The sequence below is a fragment of the Sulfitobacter sp. 1A13368 genome (genome assembly GCF_043557275.1).
Taxonomy (GTDB): domain Bacteria; phylum Pseudomonadota; class Alphaproteobacteria; order Rhodobacterales; family Rhodobacteraceae; genus Sulfitobacter; species Sulfitobacter faviae.
In genome coordinates this window covers 83,881-99,865 of sequence record NZ_JBIFFR010000004.1, presented here as the reverse complement: position 1 = coordinate 99,865, position 15,985 = coordinate 83,881, and the positions used below count along the sequence as shown (strand labels likewise).

21 protein-coding genes are annotated in these 15,985 nt (G+C 64.4%); 8 read left to right on the top strand and 13 right to left on the bottom strand.

The window, feature by feature from the left end; all coding sequences use genetic code 11:
* Positions 1 to 39 precede the first annotated feature (39 nt).
* The 5 genes from phnK to phnG are packed head-to-tail and all read right to left on the bottom strand — an operon-like array spanning position 40 to position 3,845.
* Positions 40 to 810: a phosphonate C-P lyase system protein PhnK gene (gene phnK, locus ACGYK4_RS09870; protein WP_394456246.1), complete on the bottom strand. Its 771-nt coding sequence runs from the start codon at positions 808 to 810 to the stop codon at positions 40 to 42.
* Positions 807 to 1,676 carry an alpha-D-ribose 1-methylphosphonate 5-phosphate C-P-lyase PhnJ gene (locus tag ACGYK4_RS09865; RefSeq protein WP_209217597.1) on the bottom strand — a complete coding sequence of 290 codons (870 nt, stop codon included), beginning with the start codon at positions 1,674 to 1,676 and terminating at the stop codon, positions 807 to 809. Before ACGYK4_RS09865 ends, phnK begins: the two co-directional genes overlap by 4 nt.
* Positions 1,677 to 1,723: 47 nt before the next feature.
* Positions 1,724 to 2,827, bottom strand: a complete 1,104-nt coding sequence (locus ACGYK4_RS09860) for a carbon-phosphorus lyase complex subunit PhnI (RefSeq protein WP_394456244.1) — start codon at positions 2,825 to 2,827, stop codon at positions 1,724 to 1,726.
* A complete protein-coding gene (gene phnH, locus ACGYK4_RS09855; RefSeq protein WP_394456242.1) occupies positions 2,827 to 3,387 on the bottom strand; it encodes a phosphonate C-P lyase system protein PhnH in 561 nt (186 codons plus the stop codon). Before phnH ends, ACGYK4_RS09860 begins: the two co-directional genes overlap by 1 nt.
* Positions 3,387 to 3,845: a phosphonate C-P lyase system protein PhnG gene (gene phnG, locus ACGYK4_RS09850; protein ID WP_394456241.1), complete on the bottom strand. Its 459-nt coding sequence runs from the start codon at positions 3,843 to 3,845 to the stop codon at positions 3,387 to 3,389. Before phnG ends, phnH begins: the two co-directional genes overlap by 1 nt.
* Positions 3,846 to 3,946: 101 nt before the next feature.
* On the opposite strand from phnG, the gene phnF reads away from it, so the two are divergent.
* Positions 3,947 to 4,660 (top strand): phosphonate metabolism transcriptional regulator PhnF, encoded by a 714-nt coding sequence (gene phnF / locus ACGYK4_RS09845; RefSeq protein WP_394417719.1) that lies wholly within the window; start codon positions 3,947 to 3,949, stop codon positions 4,658 to 4,660.
* Here phnF and ACGYK4_RS09840 read toward each other — a convergent pair.
* The 5 genes from ACGYK4_RS09840 to phnC all read right to left on the bottom strand — a co-directional run bounded on the left by ACGYK4_RS09840 (position 4,657) and on the right by phnC (position 9,272).
* Positions 4,657 to 5,271: a chloramphenicol acetyltransferase gene (locus ACGYK4_RS09840; protein WP_394456239.1), complete on the bottom strand. Its 615-nt coding sequence runs from the start codon at positions 5,269 to 5,271 to the stop codon at positions 4,657 to 4,659. The genes phnF and ACGYK4_RS09840 overlap by 4 nt on opposite strands.
* The gene (phnE, locus tag ACGYK4_RS09835) at positions 5,271 to 6,506 is read right to left on the bottom strand and encodes a phosphonate ABC transporter, permease protein PhnE (protein ID WP_394456541.1); all 1,236 of its coding nucleotides are present in this window, start codon (positions 6,504 to 6,506) and stop codon (positions 5,271 to 5,273) included. Before phnE (ACGYK4_RS09835) ends, ACGYK4_RS09840 begins: the two co-directional genes overlap by 1 nt.
* Positions 6,507 to 6,571: 65 nt before the next feature.
* The gene (gene phnE / locus ACGYK4_RS09830) at positions 6,572 to 7,450 is read right to left on the bottom strand and encodes a phosphonate ABC transporter, permease protein PhnE (RefSeq protein WP_394419753.1); all 879 of its coding nucleotides are present in this window, start codon (positions 7,448 to 7,450) and stop codon (positions 6,572 to 6,574) included.
* 73 nt (positions 7,451 to 7,523) lie between these two features.
* On the bottom strand, positions 7,524 to 8,432 hold the full coding sequence (gene phnD / locus ACGYK4_RS09825) for a phosphonate ABC transporter substrate-binding protein (protein ID WP_394456237.1): 909 nt from the start codon (positions 8,430 to 8,432) through the stop codon (positions 7,524 to 7,526).
* 45 nt (positions 8,433 to 8,477) lie between these two features.
* A complete protein-coding gene (gene phnC / locus ACGYK4_RS09820; protein WP_067261353.1) occupies positions 8,478 to 9,272 on the bottom strand; it encodes a phosphonate ABC transporter ATP-binding protein in 795 nt (264 codons plus the stop codon).
* Positions 9,273 to 9,703: 431 nt separating this feature from the next.
* On the opposite strand from phnC, the gene ACGYK4_RS09815 reads away from it, so the two are divergent.
* From ACGYK4_RS09815 to ACGYK4_RS09790, 6 genes are all read left to right on the top strand, one after another.
* The gene (locus ACGYK4_RS09815) at positions 9,704 to 9,958 is read left to right on the top strand and encodes a hypothetical protein (protein ID WP_394456236.1); all 255 of its coding nucleotides are present in this window, start codon (positions 9,704 to 9,706) and stop codon (positions 9,956 to 9,958) included.
* Complete coding sequence (locus ACGYK4_RS09810) at positions 9,955 to 10,716, top strand: ChaN family lipoprotein (RefSeq protein WP_394456234.1); 762 nt, start codon at positions 9,955 to 9,957, stop codon at positions 10,714 to 10,716. The genes ACGYK4_RS09815 and ACGYK4_RS09810 overlap by 4 nt, the downstream gene beginning before the upstream one ends.
* An 11-nt stretch (positions 10,717 to 10,727) precedes the next feature.
* Positions 10,728 to 11,045, top strand: a complete 318-nt coding sequence (locus ACGYK4_RS09805) for an antibiotic biosynthesis monooxygenase family protein (protein WP_394403129.1) — start codon at positions 10,728 to 10,730, stop codon at positions 11,043 to 11,045.
* Positions 11,046 to 11,205: 160 nt separating this feature from the next.
* Positions 11,206 to 11,382, top strand: coding sequence for a hypothetical protein (locus tag ACGYK4_RS09800; protein WP_156505605.1), 177 nt, complete (start codon positions 11,206 to 11,208; stop codon positions 11,380 to 11,382).
* A gap of 5 nt (positions 11,383 to 11,387) precedes the next feature.
* Complete coding sequence (locus tag ACGYK4_RS09795; RefSeq protein ID WP_082851946.1) at positions 11,388 to 11,552, top strand: hemin uptake protein HemP; 165 nt, start codon at positions 11,388 to 11,390, stop codon at positions 11,550 to 11,552.
* A 96-nt stretch (positions 11,553 to 11,648) separates the two neighbouring features.
* A complete protein-coding gene (locus tag ACGYK4_RS09790) occupies positions 11,649 to 12,077 on the top strand; it encodes a YqaA family protein (RefSeq protein ID WP_394432326.1) in 429 nt (142 codons plus the stop codon).
* A gap of 3 nt (positions 12,078 to 12,080) precedes the next feature.
* Here the strand turns inward: ACGYK4_RS09790 and ACGYK4_RS09785 are convergent, their stop codons facing one another.
* Positions 12,081 to 12,602: a cell wall hydrolase gene (locus ACGYK4_RS09785; protein WP_394432205.1), complete on the bottom strand. Its 522-nt coding sequence runs from the start codon at positions 12,600 to 12,602 to the stop codon at positions 12,081 to 12,083.
* A 182-nt stretch (positions 12,603 to 12,784) separates the two neighbouring features.
* Between ACGYK4_RS09785 and ACGYK4_RS09780 the strand changes: the two genes are divergently transcribed.
* Complete coding sequence (locus ACGYK4_RS09780) at positions 12,785 to 13,474, top strand: UTRA domain-containing protein (protein ID WP_394456233.1); 690 nt, start codon at positions 12,785 to 12,787, stop codon at positions 13,472 to 13,474.
* A 37-nt stretch (positions 13,475 to 13,511) separates the two neighbouring features.
* Here ACGYK4_RS09780 and hutU read toward each other — a convergent pair whose 3' ends face one another.
* Both hutU and hutG read right to left on the bottom strand, forming a co-directional pair.
* Positions 13,512 to 15,179, bottom strand: coding sequence for a urocanate hydratase (gene hutU / locus ACGYK4_RS09775; RefSeq protein ID WP_394456232.1), 1,668 nt, complete (start codon positions 15,177 to 15,179; stop codon positions 13,512 to 13,514).
* Complete coding sequence (hutG, locus tag ACGYK4_RS09770) at positions 15,176 to 15,976, bottom strand: N-formylglutamate deformylase (RefSeq protein ID WP_394456539.1); 801 nt, start codon at positions 15,974 to 15,976, stop codon at positions 15,176 to 15,178. Before hutG ends, hutU begins: the two co-directional genes overlap by 4 nt.
* Between the last annotated feature and the right edge of the window lie 9 nt (positions 15,977 to 15,985).

The window sequence follows — 15,985 nt, the reverse complement described above, 5'->3', positions numbered from 1 at the left end:
TCGGTATGATTCTGAAATTGAATGGTTTTCTTTGCATGTTCACACCTGTAGCACGCTCGAGACCAAAAGCTGCGTATAGCCGTGCTGCGGGTCGTCGAGCACCTGATCGGTCAGGCCGGTTTCCACCACATGGCCATCCTTCATCACCATCAACCGATCCGCCAAGAGCCGCACCACCGCCAGATCATGGGTCACGATGATGGCGCTCAGCCCCATCTCGCGCACAAGCCCGCGCAGCAGGTCGAGCAGCCGCGCCTGAACACTCACGTCCAGCCCGCCTGTGGGTTCGTCCATGAAGACCAGCCGCGGCCCGGTCACGAGGTTGCGGGCGATCTGCAAACGCTGCTGCATCCCGCCAGAGAAGGCCGAGGGCCGGTCGTCGATCCGGTCTTCGTTGATCTCCACCCGGCCCAGCCAATCGGTGGCGCTGGCGCGGATGTCGCCGTAATGCCGCGCGCCCACGGCCATCAGCCGCTCGCCGACATTGCCGCCCGCGCTGACGTTCATGCGCAGCCCGTCGCGGGCGTGTTGGTGCACAAAGGCCCAATCGGTGCGCGACAGCATCCGGCGCTCCGGCTCGCTCATCGTCACCGTGTCGCGCAGCCCATCGGCGCGGGTGTCGAACCGCACCGCCCCGCGATTTGGGGTCAGATGCCCCGCCAGCGTGTTCAGCAGCGTCGACTTGCCCGAGCCGCTTTCCCCGACGATGCCCATGACTTCGCCGGGGAAGAGGTCAAAGCTGACATCGGTGCAGCCTATCCGCGCGCCATAGAATTTCGCGATGTTTTCAACTTGCAACAAGGGGGTCATGCCATGCCCTCCACCACAGGTGCCGCATCCGCGCCGCGATGTCCGGCGGCCTGACGGGCCGCGCAATAATCGGTGTCGGAACACATGAACAGACGCCCGCCTGCGTCATCGACGATCAACTCATCCAGATAGCTGTCTTCGGCCCCGCAGAGGCCGCAAGGATGGTCGGCCTTGCTCGCCTCAAAGGGGTGGTCCTCGAAATCCAGCGAGACGACCTGCGTATAGGGCGGCAGCGCATAGATCCGCTGCTCGCGCCCCGCGCCGAAGAGTTGGATCGCGGCCATTTCCAGTTTCGGATTGTCGAATTTCGGGATCGGCGAAGGGTCCATCACATAGCGCCCCTCGACCTTGACCGGATAGGCATAGGCCGTGGCAATCGCGCCGTGCTGGGCGATGTCTTCGTAAAGTTTCACATGCATCAGCCCGTATTCCTCCAGCTCGTGCATTTTGCGGGTCTCGACCTCCGAAGGCTCAAGAAAGCGCAGCGGTTCGGGGATTGGCACCTGATAGACCAGCACCTGATCCTCGCGCAGCGCGGCTTCGGGGATGCGGTGGCGGGTTTGGATGACGCTGGCCTCGGTCGTGGCTTCGGTCACAGCGACGCCAGCGGTCTTTTGGAAGAAGCGGCGGATCGAGACGGCATTGGTCGTATCATCCGCGCCTTGGTCGATCACCTTGAAGGTATCCTCGGGCGTCAGCACCGCGGCAGAGACTTGCACCCCGCCGGTGCCCCAGCCGTAAGGCATCGGCATTTCGCGGCTGGCGAAGGGCACCTGATAGCCCGGGATCGCCAGCCCTTTAAGGATCGCGCGGCGGATCATCCGCTTGGTCTGCTCGTCCAGATAGGCAAAATTGTAGTCGTTCATGCCCCGGTCCTCATGCCTGTCTTGGTCACTCTGTGTCATGGCAGGGTTCATTCCGCGGCCTCCCGTGGTGCGTCTTGCGCCGCGGCTGTCGCCTCGCGGCGCAGTTTGCGGATCAGTTCGAGTTCGGATTGGAAATCGACGTAATGGGGCAGTTTGATATGCTCCAAGAACCCCGTCGCCTGAATGTTGTCGGCGTGATAGAGCACGAATTCCGCGTCCTGCGCCGGCGCGCCGAGGTTGTCTTCACCCAATTCCTCCCAACGCAATGCCCGGTCCACCAGCGCCATGGAGATCGCCTTGCGCTCGGACATGCCAAAGACCAGCCCATAGCCGCGGGTGAACTGCGGCGGCTCGGTCTTGGAGCCTGCAAATTGGTTCACCGTCTCGCATTCGGTCAGCTCGACCTCGCCGATCTCGATGGCGAAACCCAGTTCGGGAATATCCATTTCGACCGCGACTTTGCCGATGCGCAGTTCCGCGACAAAAGCGTGGTTGCGCGCATAGCCGCGCTGCGTGGAGTAGGCCATGCCGAGCACGAAGCCCTCGTCGCCGCGGGTCAGCGCTTGCAGGCGCAGGTCGCGGGTGGCGGGGAGTTCCAAAGGCTCGCGGGTTAGGTCGCGCGGCGGGGTCTTGCTGTCCGTGTCGCGCTGCATCAGCCCTTCGCGGTCGAGGAATTCCATGATGTGCGGCGTCTCCGCGGGCGGCTCGCCCTCGGACGCTTCGGGGGCCGGGGGCACCTCACCATCGGCGGCGAGTTTGAAATCCAGCAGCCGGTGCGTGTAGTCGAAGGTCGGCCCCAAGACCTGTCCGCCCGGCGCATCCTTGAAGGTGGCCGAGACGCGGCGGTCGCAGGCCATGCTGCCGGTGTCCATCGGGCGCGAGGCCCCGAAACGCGGCAGGGTGGTGCGATAGGCGCGGATCAGAAACACCGCCTCGATCAGATCGCCCCGCGCCTGTTTGATCGCCAGCGCAGCGAGGTCAGGATCATAGAGCGAGCCTTCGGCCATCACCCGGTTCACCGCCAGCGTCATCTGCTCGCGAATCTGCGCGACGCTGAGTTCGGGCACCTTTGCGTCACCGCGCCGCTCTTCGGCGAGCCATGCGTGGGCGTTGTCAATCGCCCGCTCGCCGCCTTTTACCGCTACATACATCAGGACACCTTTGTGCTTCGGGGCAGCGCCGCCAGACGGTCGCCGCAGGTGAAAATGAAATCCAGCCCACGCGGGAAGAGCGCCGCGTTCTGCTGGAAGGCGGCGCGCTCGGGCAGCGACAGTGCCGCAGTATCCTTGATGCCGGGGCCGGAGAGGGTCGCGCCATCGCCGCGCAGATCATCCACCTCGACGATCAGCGTGGCAGAGCGGTCGGGGTAGGCGGCGGTCCCGAGGGGGAAGTCGCCGCGCGGCAGGTCGTCCCAGGCGCCCAAGGCAAATTCCGCCGCAGTTGCGGGGGCGAAGGGCGCGCCGGTGTGGAAGGTGATCCAGTCGCGCAATTCGGGCCGGTCGAAACCGGGGGCAAGGTAGAGCGGCGTTTCGGGATCGCAGAGCGTCAGCAGGACGACCCCGGCGGCGGTGGAGAGGCCCGCAGGCGGTTCGGCCCCGGTCACGCTGTTGATCTCCCCCGGTTTGGCCATGGCGTTCATCACCGCGCGAAAGGCGAAAGCGGCGTCTTTGGGTGCGTCGCGAAACCCACCTGTCAGCGATAGGGTCTGCATCAGTCTTCTCCTCTGACCATGGTGAAAAAGTCGACCTTGGTGGCGGCGGCCTTGGCGGCACGGCTGGCGCGGCGCTGGCTTTCGATCTCGGCCAGCGGGTCGAGCAGTTTGGCGCGGACTTCATCCGCCGCATCGCCCTGCATCAGCGCGTCGGTAAGGGCTGCTTGCAGCGCCTTGTCGCGGCTGCGGCCCTGCACATAGGCGTGACCGTCTGCCCCGTCCGTCAGCCGCACCGAACAGCGCGTGACCGACATCTCACCCATGTTGAAGGCATCACCCACAGCGCCCATCCGGCCCCGCAGCATGACGCCGCCGATCTCAGGCGCGCGGAGCACCTCATGGGCGGGCAGGGGGCCGAAGCCCTCCCATAGCCGGGCGAGATCGCGGGCCTCGGCCCGTGCGAGCAGGCCCATCCACGCCTGCCTGTCGCGGGTCTTTTCCTTGGTTTTAACCGTCATCTAGACACCTTGTGCATTTGTCTAATTTACTATACAACTAGACAAGTATTAGCCGCTGGCCTTCCGCTGGCGCAAGCTTGGATATGTGAAACTTCTGCGACATGGCCCGTACTGCGATCTGGAAAACCATCACCGCCGCCCTGACCCATGACATCGCCGCGGGGAAATACGCCCCCGGCGACCGGCTCCCGACCGAGGCGCAATTGGCGGCGCGCTTTGGGGTCAACCGCCACACGGTGCGCCGCGCGATCAGCGACATGAACGAGAGCGGGCTGACCTATAGCCGCCGGGGGGCGGGGGTCTTCGTGGCGCAGCGGCCCACGGATTATCCCATCGGCAAACGGGTGCGCTTTCACCAGAACCTCGCGGCGGCGGGGCGGGTGCCGGCCAAGGAGGTTTTGACGTTGGAGACACGGGCGGCTTCGGCCCATGAGGCCGAGCAGTTGGGGCTGGGTGGGGATGCAATGGTGCATGTCTATGAGGGGCTGTCACTGGCCGATGAGCAGCCCATCGCGATCTTCCGCAGCATCTTTCCCGCCGCGCGGTTTCCTGACCTGTTGGCGGCGCTTGAGGCCAGCCGCTCGGTCACCACGGCTTTGGCGCAGGGCGGGGTGGCGGACTACACCCGCGCCTCGACCCGGCTGACGGCGAAACTGGCCAATGCCACGCAGGCGCTGCATTTGCGATTGTCCGAAGGCGCGCCGATCCTGCGCTCGGCGGGGATCAACGTGGACCCGGAGTGCGTGCCGGTGGAATATGGGGTGACATGGTTCGCCGGGGACCGGGTGACGCTGACGCTCAACCCCGGCGACTAGCCGTATTTCTCAAGAAACGCTTCGGCGGGCAGGGTTTGGAAGTTCTTGAGCGATGCGTGCAGCCGGTCATGGGGCCAATCCCACCATGCCAACTCCTCCATCCGCGCGGCGATGCTTTCGGGAAAGCGGCGGCGCAGCGGTTTGGCCGGAATGCCTGCGACGATCATATAAGGGGCGACATCGCGGGTGACGATGGCGCCGCCCGCCACCACCGCGCCATTGCCGATCGTCACCTCGGGCCGGATCTGCGCGCCGTGGCCCAGCCATGTATCATGGCCGATCACCGTGCGGCGGCTGCGGCGCAGGGCGAACCAATCGGCGTCATCCTCGGCCCCGTCAAAGTAGTCCCCGGCGCGGTAGTGGAAGTGGTGCAGGCTGGCCTTTTCCATCGGGTGATCGGTGGCCCCGATGCGCACACTGGCGGCGATATTGCTGAACTTGCCGACTTGCGTGTTGGCGATGTCGCACCAGCGGTCGCAATAGGAGTAATCCCCGATCTTGGAATGGGCGAGGCGCGTGGCGCGCCCGATCTCGACATAGCGCCCGAACTGCGTGTCAGTCACTTCGCAGTCCGGGTGAAGGAAGGGCGCATCCGCTTTGAGACGCGCCATCAGTGGCCCGCCTCATTGCCCGCGATCAGCTTGCGGCGCAGCCAGCCCGAGAAGCTGTCCATCGCCACGACCATCAGGATGATCAGCACGATGTAATAGCTCACCTCTTCCCAGTCTTTCTGGGTGATGATCGCTTGGGTCAGCAAAAGACCGATGCCGCCCCCGGTGATCGCGCCGATGATGGTGGCAGAGCGGGTGTTGGACTCCAGATAGTAGAGGACTTGGCTAAGCAGAACCGGGGTGATCTGCGGGATAACGCCAAAGCGGTAGCGCTGTACGGGAGTGGCCCCGGTGGAGGCGATGCCCTCGATCTGCTTGTCGTCCACATTCTCCAGCGCCTCGGAAAAGATTTTGCCGAAGGTGCCGGTATCTGTCAGCAGGATCGCCAGCGAGCCGGTCAGCGGGCCGGGGCCAAAGGCACGGGACAGCACGATGGTCCAGATCAGCCCGTCGACCCCGCGCAGGAAGTCGAAGAGCCGCCGCGCGGCAAAGCGCAGACCGCCAAGCGGAGAGAAGTTCTTGGCCGCCAGAAACCCCAGCGGCAGGGCAATCATCGCCGCGCCAAAAGTGCCGAGGAAGGCCATGAGAACGGTCTCGACCAGCGCCCAAGCCACATCGCCGTGACGCCACATCTTGTTGGTCCAGAAGTCCTGCCAGATCGCGCCGTATTCACCGCTGCGCAACAGCTCAAGCGGGGACATGCCGTAGTAGGGGCTGTCGAGCGTGAAGAAGAACAGCTCCCACCCGTTGAAATAGCGGAACACCTCGGCGCGGTTGCGGGTGATCGTCAGGCGGCCTGCCTCCGTGGTCACGGCAAGACGGTTTTTCGAGGCGTTGATCCACGCGGGCAAGGGGCCGTCGGGCAGGGTGGCGTTGACGCCGCTGCGCCCCGGTGTGGCGGTGATCAGCCCGTAGCCCGGCACGTCATAGCGCACCTCTGGCCCCAGTTCGACGGTATGGCCGTTGCCCAACTCGACGATAGAGGTCTCGCCCAAGGTGACCCAATCGGGGGCGGTGCCGGGGGCATAGCGGCCCTTGCGCTCCCCTTCGATGGCGATTTCCATCTCGCCGTTGCGGTTGTCGCGGGCGACATGGGTTTTGTAGCTATAGCTGTCGGCCACCAGCGTCTTCATGTTCGACACATTGATGCGGTCACCCAGCCCGGCCACGTCGAAGGCAAAGAAGACGTAAGTGAGATAGGCAAGGATCAGCACCGGGGCGGCAAGGCTCGCCATGCGTTTGCGCCGGAAGCTACGGCTGGCGACCTGCTGAGCGGGGAGGGTGGAAGCGGTAAGGTCGGTCACAGGATGGCTCCCTTGTCCTTATAGGCGCGGCCATGGGTCAGCCGATCGCGGAAATGGCTTGAGACTTGGTCGACGATGATGATGGTGCCGAAGAGCAGCAGAAAGATCGCCGCCGCCTCGTCGAATTTGCCTTGGCCCCAAGACATCGTGTTGCGCAGGTCATAGCCGATGCCGCCTGCGCCGACGAAGCCGAGGATGGCCGAGGCGCGGATGTTGATCTCGAACCGCAGCAGCGCATAGGAGAGGTAGTTGGGCGCGACCTGCGGCACGACGCCCAGAACCATGCGTTGCAGCCAGCCCGCCCCGACAGACGCAAGGCCGTCGACAGGTTTGAGAGAGGCGTTCTCATTCACCTCGGAAAAAAGCTTGCCGAGCGCACCCACGGTATGCAGCGCGATGGCGATCATCGCAGGCACCGGGCCGCCGCCCAGAAGGAAGATCAGCACCAGCGCGACGACGATCTCAGGCACCGCGCGCAGCACGTCGAGCAGGCGGCGCAGCGGGGCCACGAGCCACGGCGCGGGGGCAAGGCCGCGGGTAGCCAGAAGGGCAGCGAAGAAAGCCAGCAGCGCGCCGATCAGCGTGGCGGCTCCGGCGATGTTCACCGTCTCGATCAGAGAGGGGAGGTATTTCGCGAAATAGCCGGGCAGCAGATGGATGCGCGCCCACGCTTCGCTCAGCACATCGGCGGGGAAGTCAAAGACATTGGGCAGCCCGTTCCAGAACCCGCCTGCGTTACGGGCATTGGCGGTGCCGAAACCGCCGATCAGCAGGGCCAGGAAAACGACCAGCAGGATCATGTTCATCACCCGCTTGTGTCGGGTGTGGGCAAGGTAATCCGCCGTGATATCTGGCGCGGTGGTGGTCTGGTGCATCTGTCGTCCCCCTATGACGACAGGCCCCGACAATCGTTGTCGGGACCTGCCAGATGTCTTGTAATCGCTGCGATCAGTTGGATTTCGCCTTGCGCGCTTCGACGATCGAGACATAGGCGTCATGCGCGATCGGATCGAAACCAAGGCTCTCGCCCGCGGCCACGCCGTAGGCGCAATCGGCGTCTTTCTCGTGCAGTTCATCCACCAGTTGGGTCATGGTCGCCTTGACCTCTTCGGGCAGGGCCTTGCGCAGAACGACCGGGCCTTCGGGGATCGGCTTGGAGCGCCAGATTTCCACCAGATCGTTCATGTCGACGAGGCCCGCGTCCACGGCTTTGCGCAGCGCGCCGGAGTTGTAGCCGTCTTCCCAGTTGCCCTGACCGTCGGCCCATGTCACGCCGCCGTCGACATCGCCGTTGTTGACCGCGACGATGGTCTGCTCATGGCCGCCGGTGAATTTCACTTCGCCGAAGTAGTCGCCGGATTCCATCGTGGCACCAGTGGTCTGGGGGATTTCGATGGAGGGGATCAGGTAGCCCGAGGTGGAGTTCGGATCGCCAAAGCCAAAGACCTTGCCCTGCATGTCTTCGAGGCTCTCGATGCCCGCGTCTTTGCGCGCGAAACCGATGGAGTGATAGCCGTAGGAGCCGTCGAGGTTGATCTTGACCAGCACCGGCTCGACCGCTTCGGGGTCTTGCAGGTGCACGGCGGCATAGGCCGAAGCGCCGAGCCATGCCATGTCGAGCGTGCCGCCCAGCAGGCCTTGGATCACGCCGTTATAGTCGGCAGGGGCAAAGAGTTTGGCCGGAACGCCAAGGCGCTCTTCGGTGTAGTCGCGCAGACATTCGTAGGAGTTCATCCGGTCCTGCGCGTTTTCCCCGCCGAGGATGCCGATGCGGAATTCGTCGATCTCGGCACTTTGGGCCATGGCGGTGCCGGTGAGGGCCGTGGTTGCCAAGGCGGCGGCGATGAGCTTTTTCATTGTGTCGTCTCCGTTTGCAAAAAATGCCCTTTGGGGCGGGTCGTGTCAGGCTGGCACTTTGTCCAGCGTTTCGATCTCGGTTGAGGTGGCGGCTTCGGAAAAGCTGCTGTCCGCACCGTAGATTTCGCGGGCCATGCCGGTGGTCAGCTGCTCGGGCGTGCCGTCAAAGACGATCTTGCCGTCGCGCATCCCCACCACGCGGTCGCAGTAGCGGCGCGCGGTATCCAGCGTGTGAAGGTTGGCGATGACCATGCGGCCATCTTCCTCGTGAATGCGGCGCAGCGATTGCATCACCACCTGCGCGTTCATCGGGTCGAGGCTGGCGATGGGTTCATCCGCCAGAATGATCTGCGGGTCCTGCATCAGGGCGCGGGCGATGGCGACGCGCTGTTGCTGCCCGCCGGAAAGCGCCTCGGCGCGTTTGGGCGCGTGCTGTGCGATGCCCAGCCGGTCGAGGATTTCGATGGCGCGGGTGATGTCGGCATCGGGGTAGAGGTTGAAGATGCTGCTGAGCGTCGAGCGGCGGTTGAGCGTGCCGTGCAGCACGTTCGATACCACATCCATCCGCGGGACGAGGTTGAACTGCTGAAAGATCATCGCGCATTCCGCCTGCCAGCCGCGCCGGGCCGCGCCGCGCAGGGCGGTCACATCGCGCCCCTGAAACAGGATCTGCCCCGAAGAGGCATCGGTCAGCCGGTTGAGCATCCGCAGGAGTGTGGATTTCCCCGCGCCGGAGCGTCCGATGATTCCGATCATCTGCGGCTTGTCGACCTCTAGGTTGGCGCGGGCCACCGCTGTGTTCGCGCCGAATGTTTTGGTCAGTTCAGAAATGACGAGCATAAGTCCCCCGGGGTTTGCGGGGCGAGCTATCGCAGCGGTGAATGTCACGAATGTTTAAGTTTGACGAAGCTTTTGTAACGCGTCCCTTTTTGCGGAACGGCTGCCTATGTCCGCGCGTTTGTGCTGGTTTCATAGGCGCTTGTGCGATGCCGCCGCCGCTGCGCAGGGGGCAAAAGAGGGGGCGTGCGGGGGTCAAAGAGTCGGTGGAACGCAATAAAACAAGGGCCTGCGAAATAGAGCTTGCGGAACAAACTGCGCGGATTAATGCTTTCTCTCTTAAGGCGGTTCAGATAGGGCCGCATCTGGTCAGGCCGCGCAATTGGCGCAGCGACCGTTAAGATCTTTGGCCGGATCACCGCGCGCGCAGTGTCTTCCACCCGCGCCCCCTATGGTGAGACAGGCCCCCGACAAGCATTCAAAGGAGCGCGTTCATGGACGCCCAAGTTATCGCATTTCTGATTCTGCTGCCGATCACGCTGGTTTTCGTCTACGCAGGCATCCACGAGTTTCGGCGCTACAAAAGCGAGGGCAAGGCGAACTACGGGTTGGTCTTTGACGAAGAGAGCGGCACGACCCACGTCAGCGGCATCGCCGAACATGAAGACCCCTTCGACCCCGAGGATTTCGATCCCAACGATTACAACGACCCCGAAATCAAATCCGACACGGATGAGCGCAAATCGTGAGCGCGAAGAGCCGCTGCGCCGCGCTGCTGCTCTGGCTCGCGCTGCCCGCGAGCGCTGACACCCCCGCCGAGATCGTGATCTTGGGCGAGGTGCATGACAATCCCCATGCCCATCTCGAACAGGCCGCCGCATTGAAGGCGCTGCGTCCTACGGCTGTGGTGTTCGAGATGCTCACCGCCGAAGAGGCGGCAAAGGCCGACGCCGATCGCAGCCAGATTGCGCAGGCTTGGGCGGCGAGCGGGTGGCAGCACTTCGATATCTATGCCCCCATCTTTGACGCTTTGGGAGACGCCCGCATCATCGGTGCCGCCGCCCCGCGCGCGGCGGTGCGGCGCGTGTACCGCGAGGGGGCAGCCGCGCTCTTCGGGCCTGAGGCGGTGCGCTTCGGCCTTGACCAGCCCTTGCCGGAGGATCAGCAGGCCGCGCGGGTAGAGTTGCAATTCGCCGCTCATTGCGAAGCCATGCCGCGCGAGATGATGGGCGGGATGGTCGCCGTGCAGCGCTACCGCGACGCCACCTTCGCCCGCGCCGCGCTCGCCGCGCTCAAAGCCTACGGCCCGCCCGTGGCGGTAATCACCGGCAATGGCCACGCCCGCACCGATTGGGGCATTCCCGCCCTCATCGCCCGCGCCGCGCCCGAAGTCACGAGCCACGCCATCGGCTTTGTAGAGGCTGAGACCGCAGTGCCTTTCAATGAGGCCCGTCTCATCCCGCCCGCCGAGCGCGACGACCCCTGCAACGCCCTGATCGAGAACTAAAGGACAGGCCCATGTATCTTGCTATGAACCGTTTCACCGTCTTGCCCGAGAATGCCGCCGCTTTCGAAGCGCTTTGGTTGAACCGCGAAAGCCACCTGAAGGAGAGCGAGGGCTTCGTCTCCTTCCATATGCTCAAAGGGCCGGAGACGGAGGGGGCGATCCTCTATGCCTCTCACACCGTTTGGGAGAGCGAGGCGCATTTTCGGGCTTGGACGACCAGCGATGCCTTTCGCGCCGCCCATGCGCGGGCGGGACAGACCCGCAAGCTGCACGAGGGCGCGCCGCAGTTCGAAGGCTTCAGTGCCATTCAGAAGATCGACGCGGAATAACGCGGGAGGGACGGGGTTTCTATACTTGACTAAAATAATCGGATTAAGTAGCCGTTAAAGGAACCCGGGCGTTTTGCCGGGGTATGAACGACTTTACGCCGAAACCGTCCAAGCCACCGCGCGTCGGAAGCCCGGATGTCAATGGAAAGGAGCCCGCCCCGTGAGGACACCCGTGACCACGCCCGAGCCAATGGCCCATGCCCGGCTACAGACCCCATCCAACAACAGCTGGCGCGACATCGCGCTTGGCAGCAACGATGCCGCAGCCTGCGACGGTTTTGGGCTGGAGCATCTCATCGATCTGCAACGCGCCCGCCAGATGGGAGAGATGGCATGAGCCTGATGCAAAAACTGCCCGATCCATCGCCCGCCGCCCAACCGGCCCAAGAGGCCGTGCATGATGCCCGTGCCTTGGTGCCCAATGGCTCGACCGCGAATATCGTCTTGGACGGCCAGACCTATACGCTGCGCATCACGCGGGCGGGCAAGTTGATCCTGACCAAATAAGCCTGCGCGCTTTCCCAAAGCGCGGCTTGCCCTGTGGGCGCGGCGTCTTTACTGACGCGCCATGCCCTGCCGTCTTTGCCCACTTTTGCCGCTGACATGCTGGCCCTGCTGAGCCTGTTCTTCGCGGCGCTGCTGGCGGCCACCCTGATCCCCGCGCAATCCGAAGCGGTGCTTTTGGGGCTGATGTGGTCGGGCGCTCATGCCACGGCGCTGTTGTGGCTGGTGGCGACGCTGGGGAATGTGCTGGGATCGCTGCTGAACTGGTGGCTGGGCCGCTACCTCAGCCATTTCGCCGATCACCGCTGGTTTCCCTTCTCGGCCAAGCAGATGGCCCGCGCCTCTGGCTGGTATCGGCGTTGGGGCTATTGGAGCCTGCTGGCCAGTTGGGTGCCGATCATCGGCGATCCGATGACCTTGGCCGCGGGCATGTTGCGCGAACCGCTTTGGCGGTTCTTGCTGATCGTCACCCTTGCCAAGGGCGGGCGTTACCTCGTGCTGATTCTGATCGCCCGCGGGGTTTTGTGACCCTTAGTGCGGGGTGATCCCTTCGAGCGGCGGCAGCGGGTTGGGCGCGGTCACAAGATGGGCGCGGCGCTTTTCGTAAAAGGCATTGCCCCCCGCCGTCACCACATAATGCATGTTGTTGTAGTTCGCATTGTACCACGCCGCGTGGAAGAATTTTGCGCGGGTGACTTTCGGATGCCGCTCCCCCTGAAGCACGGCAAGTGCCGTGGCGCGGGCCAGCGGGGCGCCGCGGTCGGTCATCGGTTTCGTCATCACGCCGGGGGCGAATTGATTGGGCTGACCGACCACGCCGCAGACCGTGTCAGGGAAGGCGTCGGAGTGGACGCGGTTCAGCACCACCGTCCCCACGGCCACCATTCCGTCGCGGCTGGAACGGTTGGATTCGAAATACATCGCGCGGGCCATACACTCCACCTCATCCGCCGGAACCGCGACGACTTCGGTCTGTTTGCCACCGCAGGCGGCGAGCAGGCCAAGGCCCAAGAACAAAGCGGCAGTGCGGATTTTCGGGGGCTGAACGCGCATGGGCGGCCTTTCTGGCTGAGGGGGCAGGTGGGACATAATTTTCCAGCAAACGCGGGCAGAGGCAAGACCCGCGCCCGGCTCCGGCGGTATCCCTCCGGGCGGGGCGCGCGGGGGGCGCTTGGGCTGGGAATTGATCTAGTGTAATGCTTGGTAAAACAGTCATGATCGCAGCAGGCCGCCCTATGAAAGTCACCTACCGGGATGTGAAAACCGACATCCTGTCAAAGATCACCAAGGGCGAGTGGCCGTTGGGCAGCCTTGTGCCCAATGAGGTCGATCTGGCCGAGACCTATGGCTGCGCCCGGGCGACGGTCAACCGCGCCATGCGCGAATTGGCCGAAGAGGGGTTCATCGAAAGGCGGCGCAAGGCGGGCACGCGGGTGCGCATGGCCCCGCTGCGGCAGGCCCGTTTCGACATTCCGCTGGTCCGGGCCGAGATCGAAGAGAAGGGCGCCGACTATCGGTATTCGCGGGTCAGTCACGCGATTGAGCCTGCGCCCGACTGGCTGCGCGCCCGGCTCAAACTGAGCGCGGGGAGCGAGGCATTGCATCTGGTTTGCATGCATTACGCCGATGGCGACCCCTATCAATTTGAGGACCGTTGGATCAACCTCGCCACCCTCCCGCAGGCGCGGGAGGAGAGTTTCACCGATGTCGGGCCGAACGAATGGCTGATCTCGGCCATTCCCTTTTCGGATGTGGAGATCAGCCTTTCCGCCGGTCTGGCCGATCAGAGGCTGAGCGAATACCTCGCCTGCGGTCTGGGCGATCCGGTCTTTACCGTCGAGCGGTCGACGTGGTGGGAGGGGCAGGCGGTGACCTATGTGCGGCTGTCCTACCGCCCGGGCCACCGCCTGACCACGCGCTATTAAGGTGCCGCCGCCGCGGATGGGCGGCGGCGTGCAGCGCTTAAAGGATACCCGGCAGGTTCAGCCCATGTTCGCGGGCGCAATCGCGCGCTTCGTCATAGCCCGCATCCGCATGGCGCATCACGCCCGTCGCCGGGTCGTTCCAGAGCACCCGCTCGATCCGCCGGTCGGCGTCCTCGGACCCGTCACAGCAGATCACCATGCCAGAGTGCTGTGAGAAGCCCATGCCAACCCCGCCGCCGTGGTGCAGCGACACCCAAGTCGCCCCCGAGGCGGTGTTCAAAAGCGCGTTCAGCAGCGGCCAGTCCGACACCGCGTCAGAGCCGTCTTTCATCGCCTCCGTCTCGCGGTTGGGCGAGGCGACGGAGCCACTGTCGAGGTGGTCGCGGCCAATGACCACCGGCGCGCTGAGCTCGCCCGTGCGGACCATCTCGTTGAACGCCAGCCCCAGCTTGTGGCGCACGCCCAAGCCCACCCAGCAAATCCGTGCGGGCAGCCCTTGGAAAGAGATACGCTCCCGCGCCATGTCGAGCCAGTTGTGCAGATGCGTGTCCTCAGAGAGGATCTCCTTAACCTTGGCGTCGGTCTTGTAGATATCCTCAGGATCGCCCGACAGCGCCGCCCAGCGGAAGGGGCCGATGCCGCGGCAGAACAGCGGGCGGATATAGGCGGGCACGAAGCCGGGGAAGTCGAAAGCGTTCTGCAACCCTTCCTCCAGCGCCATTTGGCGGATGTTGTTGCCATAGTCGACCGTTGGGATGCCAGCGGTGTGGAAATCGACCATCGCCTGCACCTGCACCTTCATCGAGGCGCGGGCGGCTTTTTCGACGGCTTTAGGACCGCTCTCGCGTTTCTCGCGCCATTCGCCCATCGTCCAGCCCTGCGGCAAGTAGCCGTTCACCGGGTCATGGGCCGAGGTCTGGTCGGTCACGATATCGGGGCGGACCCCGCGTTTCACCAGCTCGGAAAAGACATCGGCGGCATTGCCCAGAAGCGCCACGGATTTCGCCTCGCCCGCCGCGGTCCAGCGGTCGATCATCGCCAGCGCTTCATCAAGGCTGTCGGTCTTTTCATCGACATAGCGAGTGCGCAGGCGGAAATCGATGCTGTCGGGATTGCACTCCACCGCCAGACAGCAGGCCCCGGCCATGACCGCGGCCAAAGGCTGCGCGCCGCCCATGCCGCCCAAGCCCCCGGTGAGGATCCATTTGCCCTTGAGGTCACCGCCATAGTGCTGGCGGCCCGCCTCGACGAAGGTCTCATAAGTGCCCTGAACGATGCCTTGACTGCCGATGTAGATCCACGAACCGGCGGTCATCTGGCCGTACATCGCCAGACCCTTCTTATCCAGCTCGTTGAAATGGTCCCAATTGGCCCAATGCGGCACGAGGTTGGAGTTGGCGATCAACACGCGCGGCGCGTCTTTATGGGTTTGGAAGACGCCCACGGGCTTGCCTGATTGCACGAGCAGCGTCTGTTCCTCTTCTAGCGCGCGCAGGGAGGCGACGATCTGGTCATAGTCCTCCCACGTCCGCGCCGCGCGCCCGATGCCGCCGTAGACGACCAGCTCATGCGGGTTCTCGGCCACGTCGGGGTGCAGGTTGTTCATCAGCATCCGCAGGGGCGCTTCGGTGAGCCAGCTTTTCGCCGAAAGCTCGGTGCCGGTGGCGGGATAGACGTCACGGGTGTTCTTGCGCGGATCGCTCATGCTGTGCCTTTCAGGGTAGGGGCCAGTGCGGCCAGAGTTGTCAGGATATCGGTCAGATGGACGCGCAGCCGCGCGGCCTTGTCGGGGTCATAGGGCCAAGGCGGCGCCTCGGCGCCGAGGTAGCTGCTTTGGGCCAGTTCCATCTGGATCGCGTGGACCCCTTCGGCGGGGCGGCCATAGTGGCGCGTGGTCCAGCCGCCTTTGAAGCGCCCGTTGCTGACGGCGGTGTAGTCGGCTGCGGCGGCGCAGATCTCGGCGACGGCGGCTTCGATCTTGGGCGCGCAGGTAGCGCCCAGGTTCGTGCCGATGTTGAAATCGGGCAGCGGGCCGTCAAAGAGGAAGGGGATCAGCGGGCGGATCGAGTGGCAGTCATAGAGGATCGCGACCCCATGCAGGTCGCGAACGCGGGCCAGTTCAGCCTCAAGCGCTGCGTGATAGGGCGCGTGGTATGCCACGCGGCGGGCCTCAACCTCGGCTGCGTCGGGCGGGGTGGTCCAGATGTCTTGCCCGTCGAAATCCGTCAACGGCACCAGCCCGGTGGTGTTCTGCCCGGGGTAGAGCGATGCGCCTGAAGGGTCGCGGTTGGCGTCGATGACATAGCGGTGGAAGGTCGCGCGCACCGTGGTCGCGCCGGGCAGCAACCCGTCGTAGAGCCGATCGATATGCCAATCGGTATCCGCCAATTCCCGCCCGCGCGGGTTCAGGTCGCGCCGGATGTCCTCGGGCAGGTCAGTCCCAGTGTGGGGCAGGCCGAGCACGATGGGGCTGTCGCCGCGGGTGATCTCGACGGGGGTGATCTCAGCGGG

Bases quoted from the DNA above. Each gene is read 5' to 3' on its own strand.
- phnK (WP_394456246.1), bottom strand. From the start codon at position 810: ATGACCCCCTTGTTGCAAGTTGAAAACATCGCGAAATTCTATGGCGCG.
- ACGYK4_RS09865 (WP_209217597.1), bottom strand. From the start codon at position 1,676: ATGAACGACTACAATTTTGCCTATCTGGACGAGCAGACCAAGCGGATG.
- ACGYK4_RS09860 (WP_394456244.1), bottom strand. From the start codon at position 2,827: ATGTATGTAGCGGTAAAAGGCGGCGAGCGGGCGATTGACAACGCCCAC.
- phnH (WP_394456242.1), bottom strand. From the start codon at position 3,387: ATGCAGACCCTATCGCTGACAGGTGGGTTTCGCGACGCACCCAAAGAC.
- phnG (WP_394456241.1), bottom strand. From the start codon at position 3,845: ATGACGGTTAAAACCAAGGAAAAGACCCGCGACAGGCAGGCGTGGATG.
- phnF (WP_394417719.1), top strand. From the start codon at position 3,947: ATGGCCCGTACTGCGATCTGGAAAACCATCACCGCCGCCCTGACCCAT.
- ACGYK4_RS09840 (WP_394456239.1), bottom strand. From the start codon at position 5,271: ATGGCGCGTCTCAAAGCGGATGCGCCCTTCCTTCACCCGGACTGCGAA.
- phnE (WP_394456541.1), bottom strand. From the start codon at position 6,506: ATGGCGAGCCTTGCCGCCCCGGTGCTGATCCTTGCCTATCTCACTTAC.
- phnE (WP_394419753.1), bottom strand. From the start codon at position 7,450: ATGCACCAGACCACCACCGCGCCAGATATCACGGCGGATTACCTTGCC.
- phnD (WP_394456237.1), bottom strand. From the start codon at position 8,432: ATGAAAAAGCTCATCGCCGCCGCCTTGGCAACCACGGCCCTCACCGGC.
- phnC (WP_067261353.1), bottom strand. From the start codon at position 9,272: ATGCTCGTCATTTCTGAACTGACCAAAACATTCGGCGCGAACACAGCG.
- ACGYK4_RS09815 (WP_394456236.1), top strand. From the start codon at position 9,704: ATGGACGCCCAAGTTATCGCATTTCTGATTCTGCTGCCGATCACGCTG.
- ACGYK4_RS09805 (WP_394403129.1), top strand. From the start codon at position 10,728: ATGTATCTTGCTATGAACCGTTTCACCGTCTTGCCCGAGAATGCCGCC.
- ACGYK4_RS09795 (WP_082851946.1), top strand. From the start codon at position 11,388: ATGCAAAAACTGCCCGATCCATCGCCCGCCGCCCAACCGGCCCAAGAG.
- ACGYK4_RS09790 (WP_394432326.1), top strand. From the start codon at position 11,649: ATGCTGGCCCTGCTGAGCCTGTTCTTCGCGGCGCTGCTGGCGGCCACC.
- ACGYK4_RS09785 (WP_394432205.1), bottom strand. From the start codon at position 12,602: ATGCGCGTTCAGCCCCCGAAAATCCGCACTGCCGCTTTGTTCTTGGGC.
- ACGYK4_RS09780 (WP_394456233.1), top strand. From the start codon at position 12,785: ATGAAAGTCACCTACCGGGATGTGAAAACCGACATCCTGTCAAAGATC.
- hutU (WP_394456232.1), bottom strand. From the start codon at position 15,179: ATGAGCGATCCGCGCAAGAACACCCGTGACGTCTATCCCGCCACCGGC.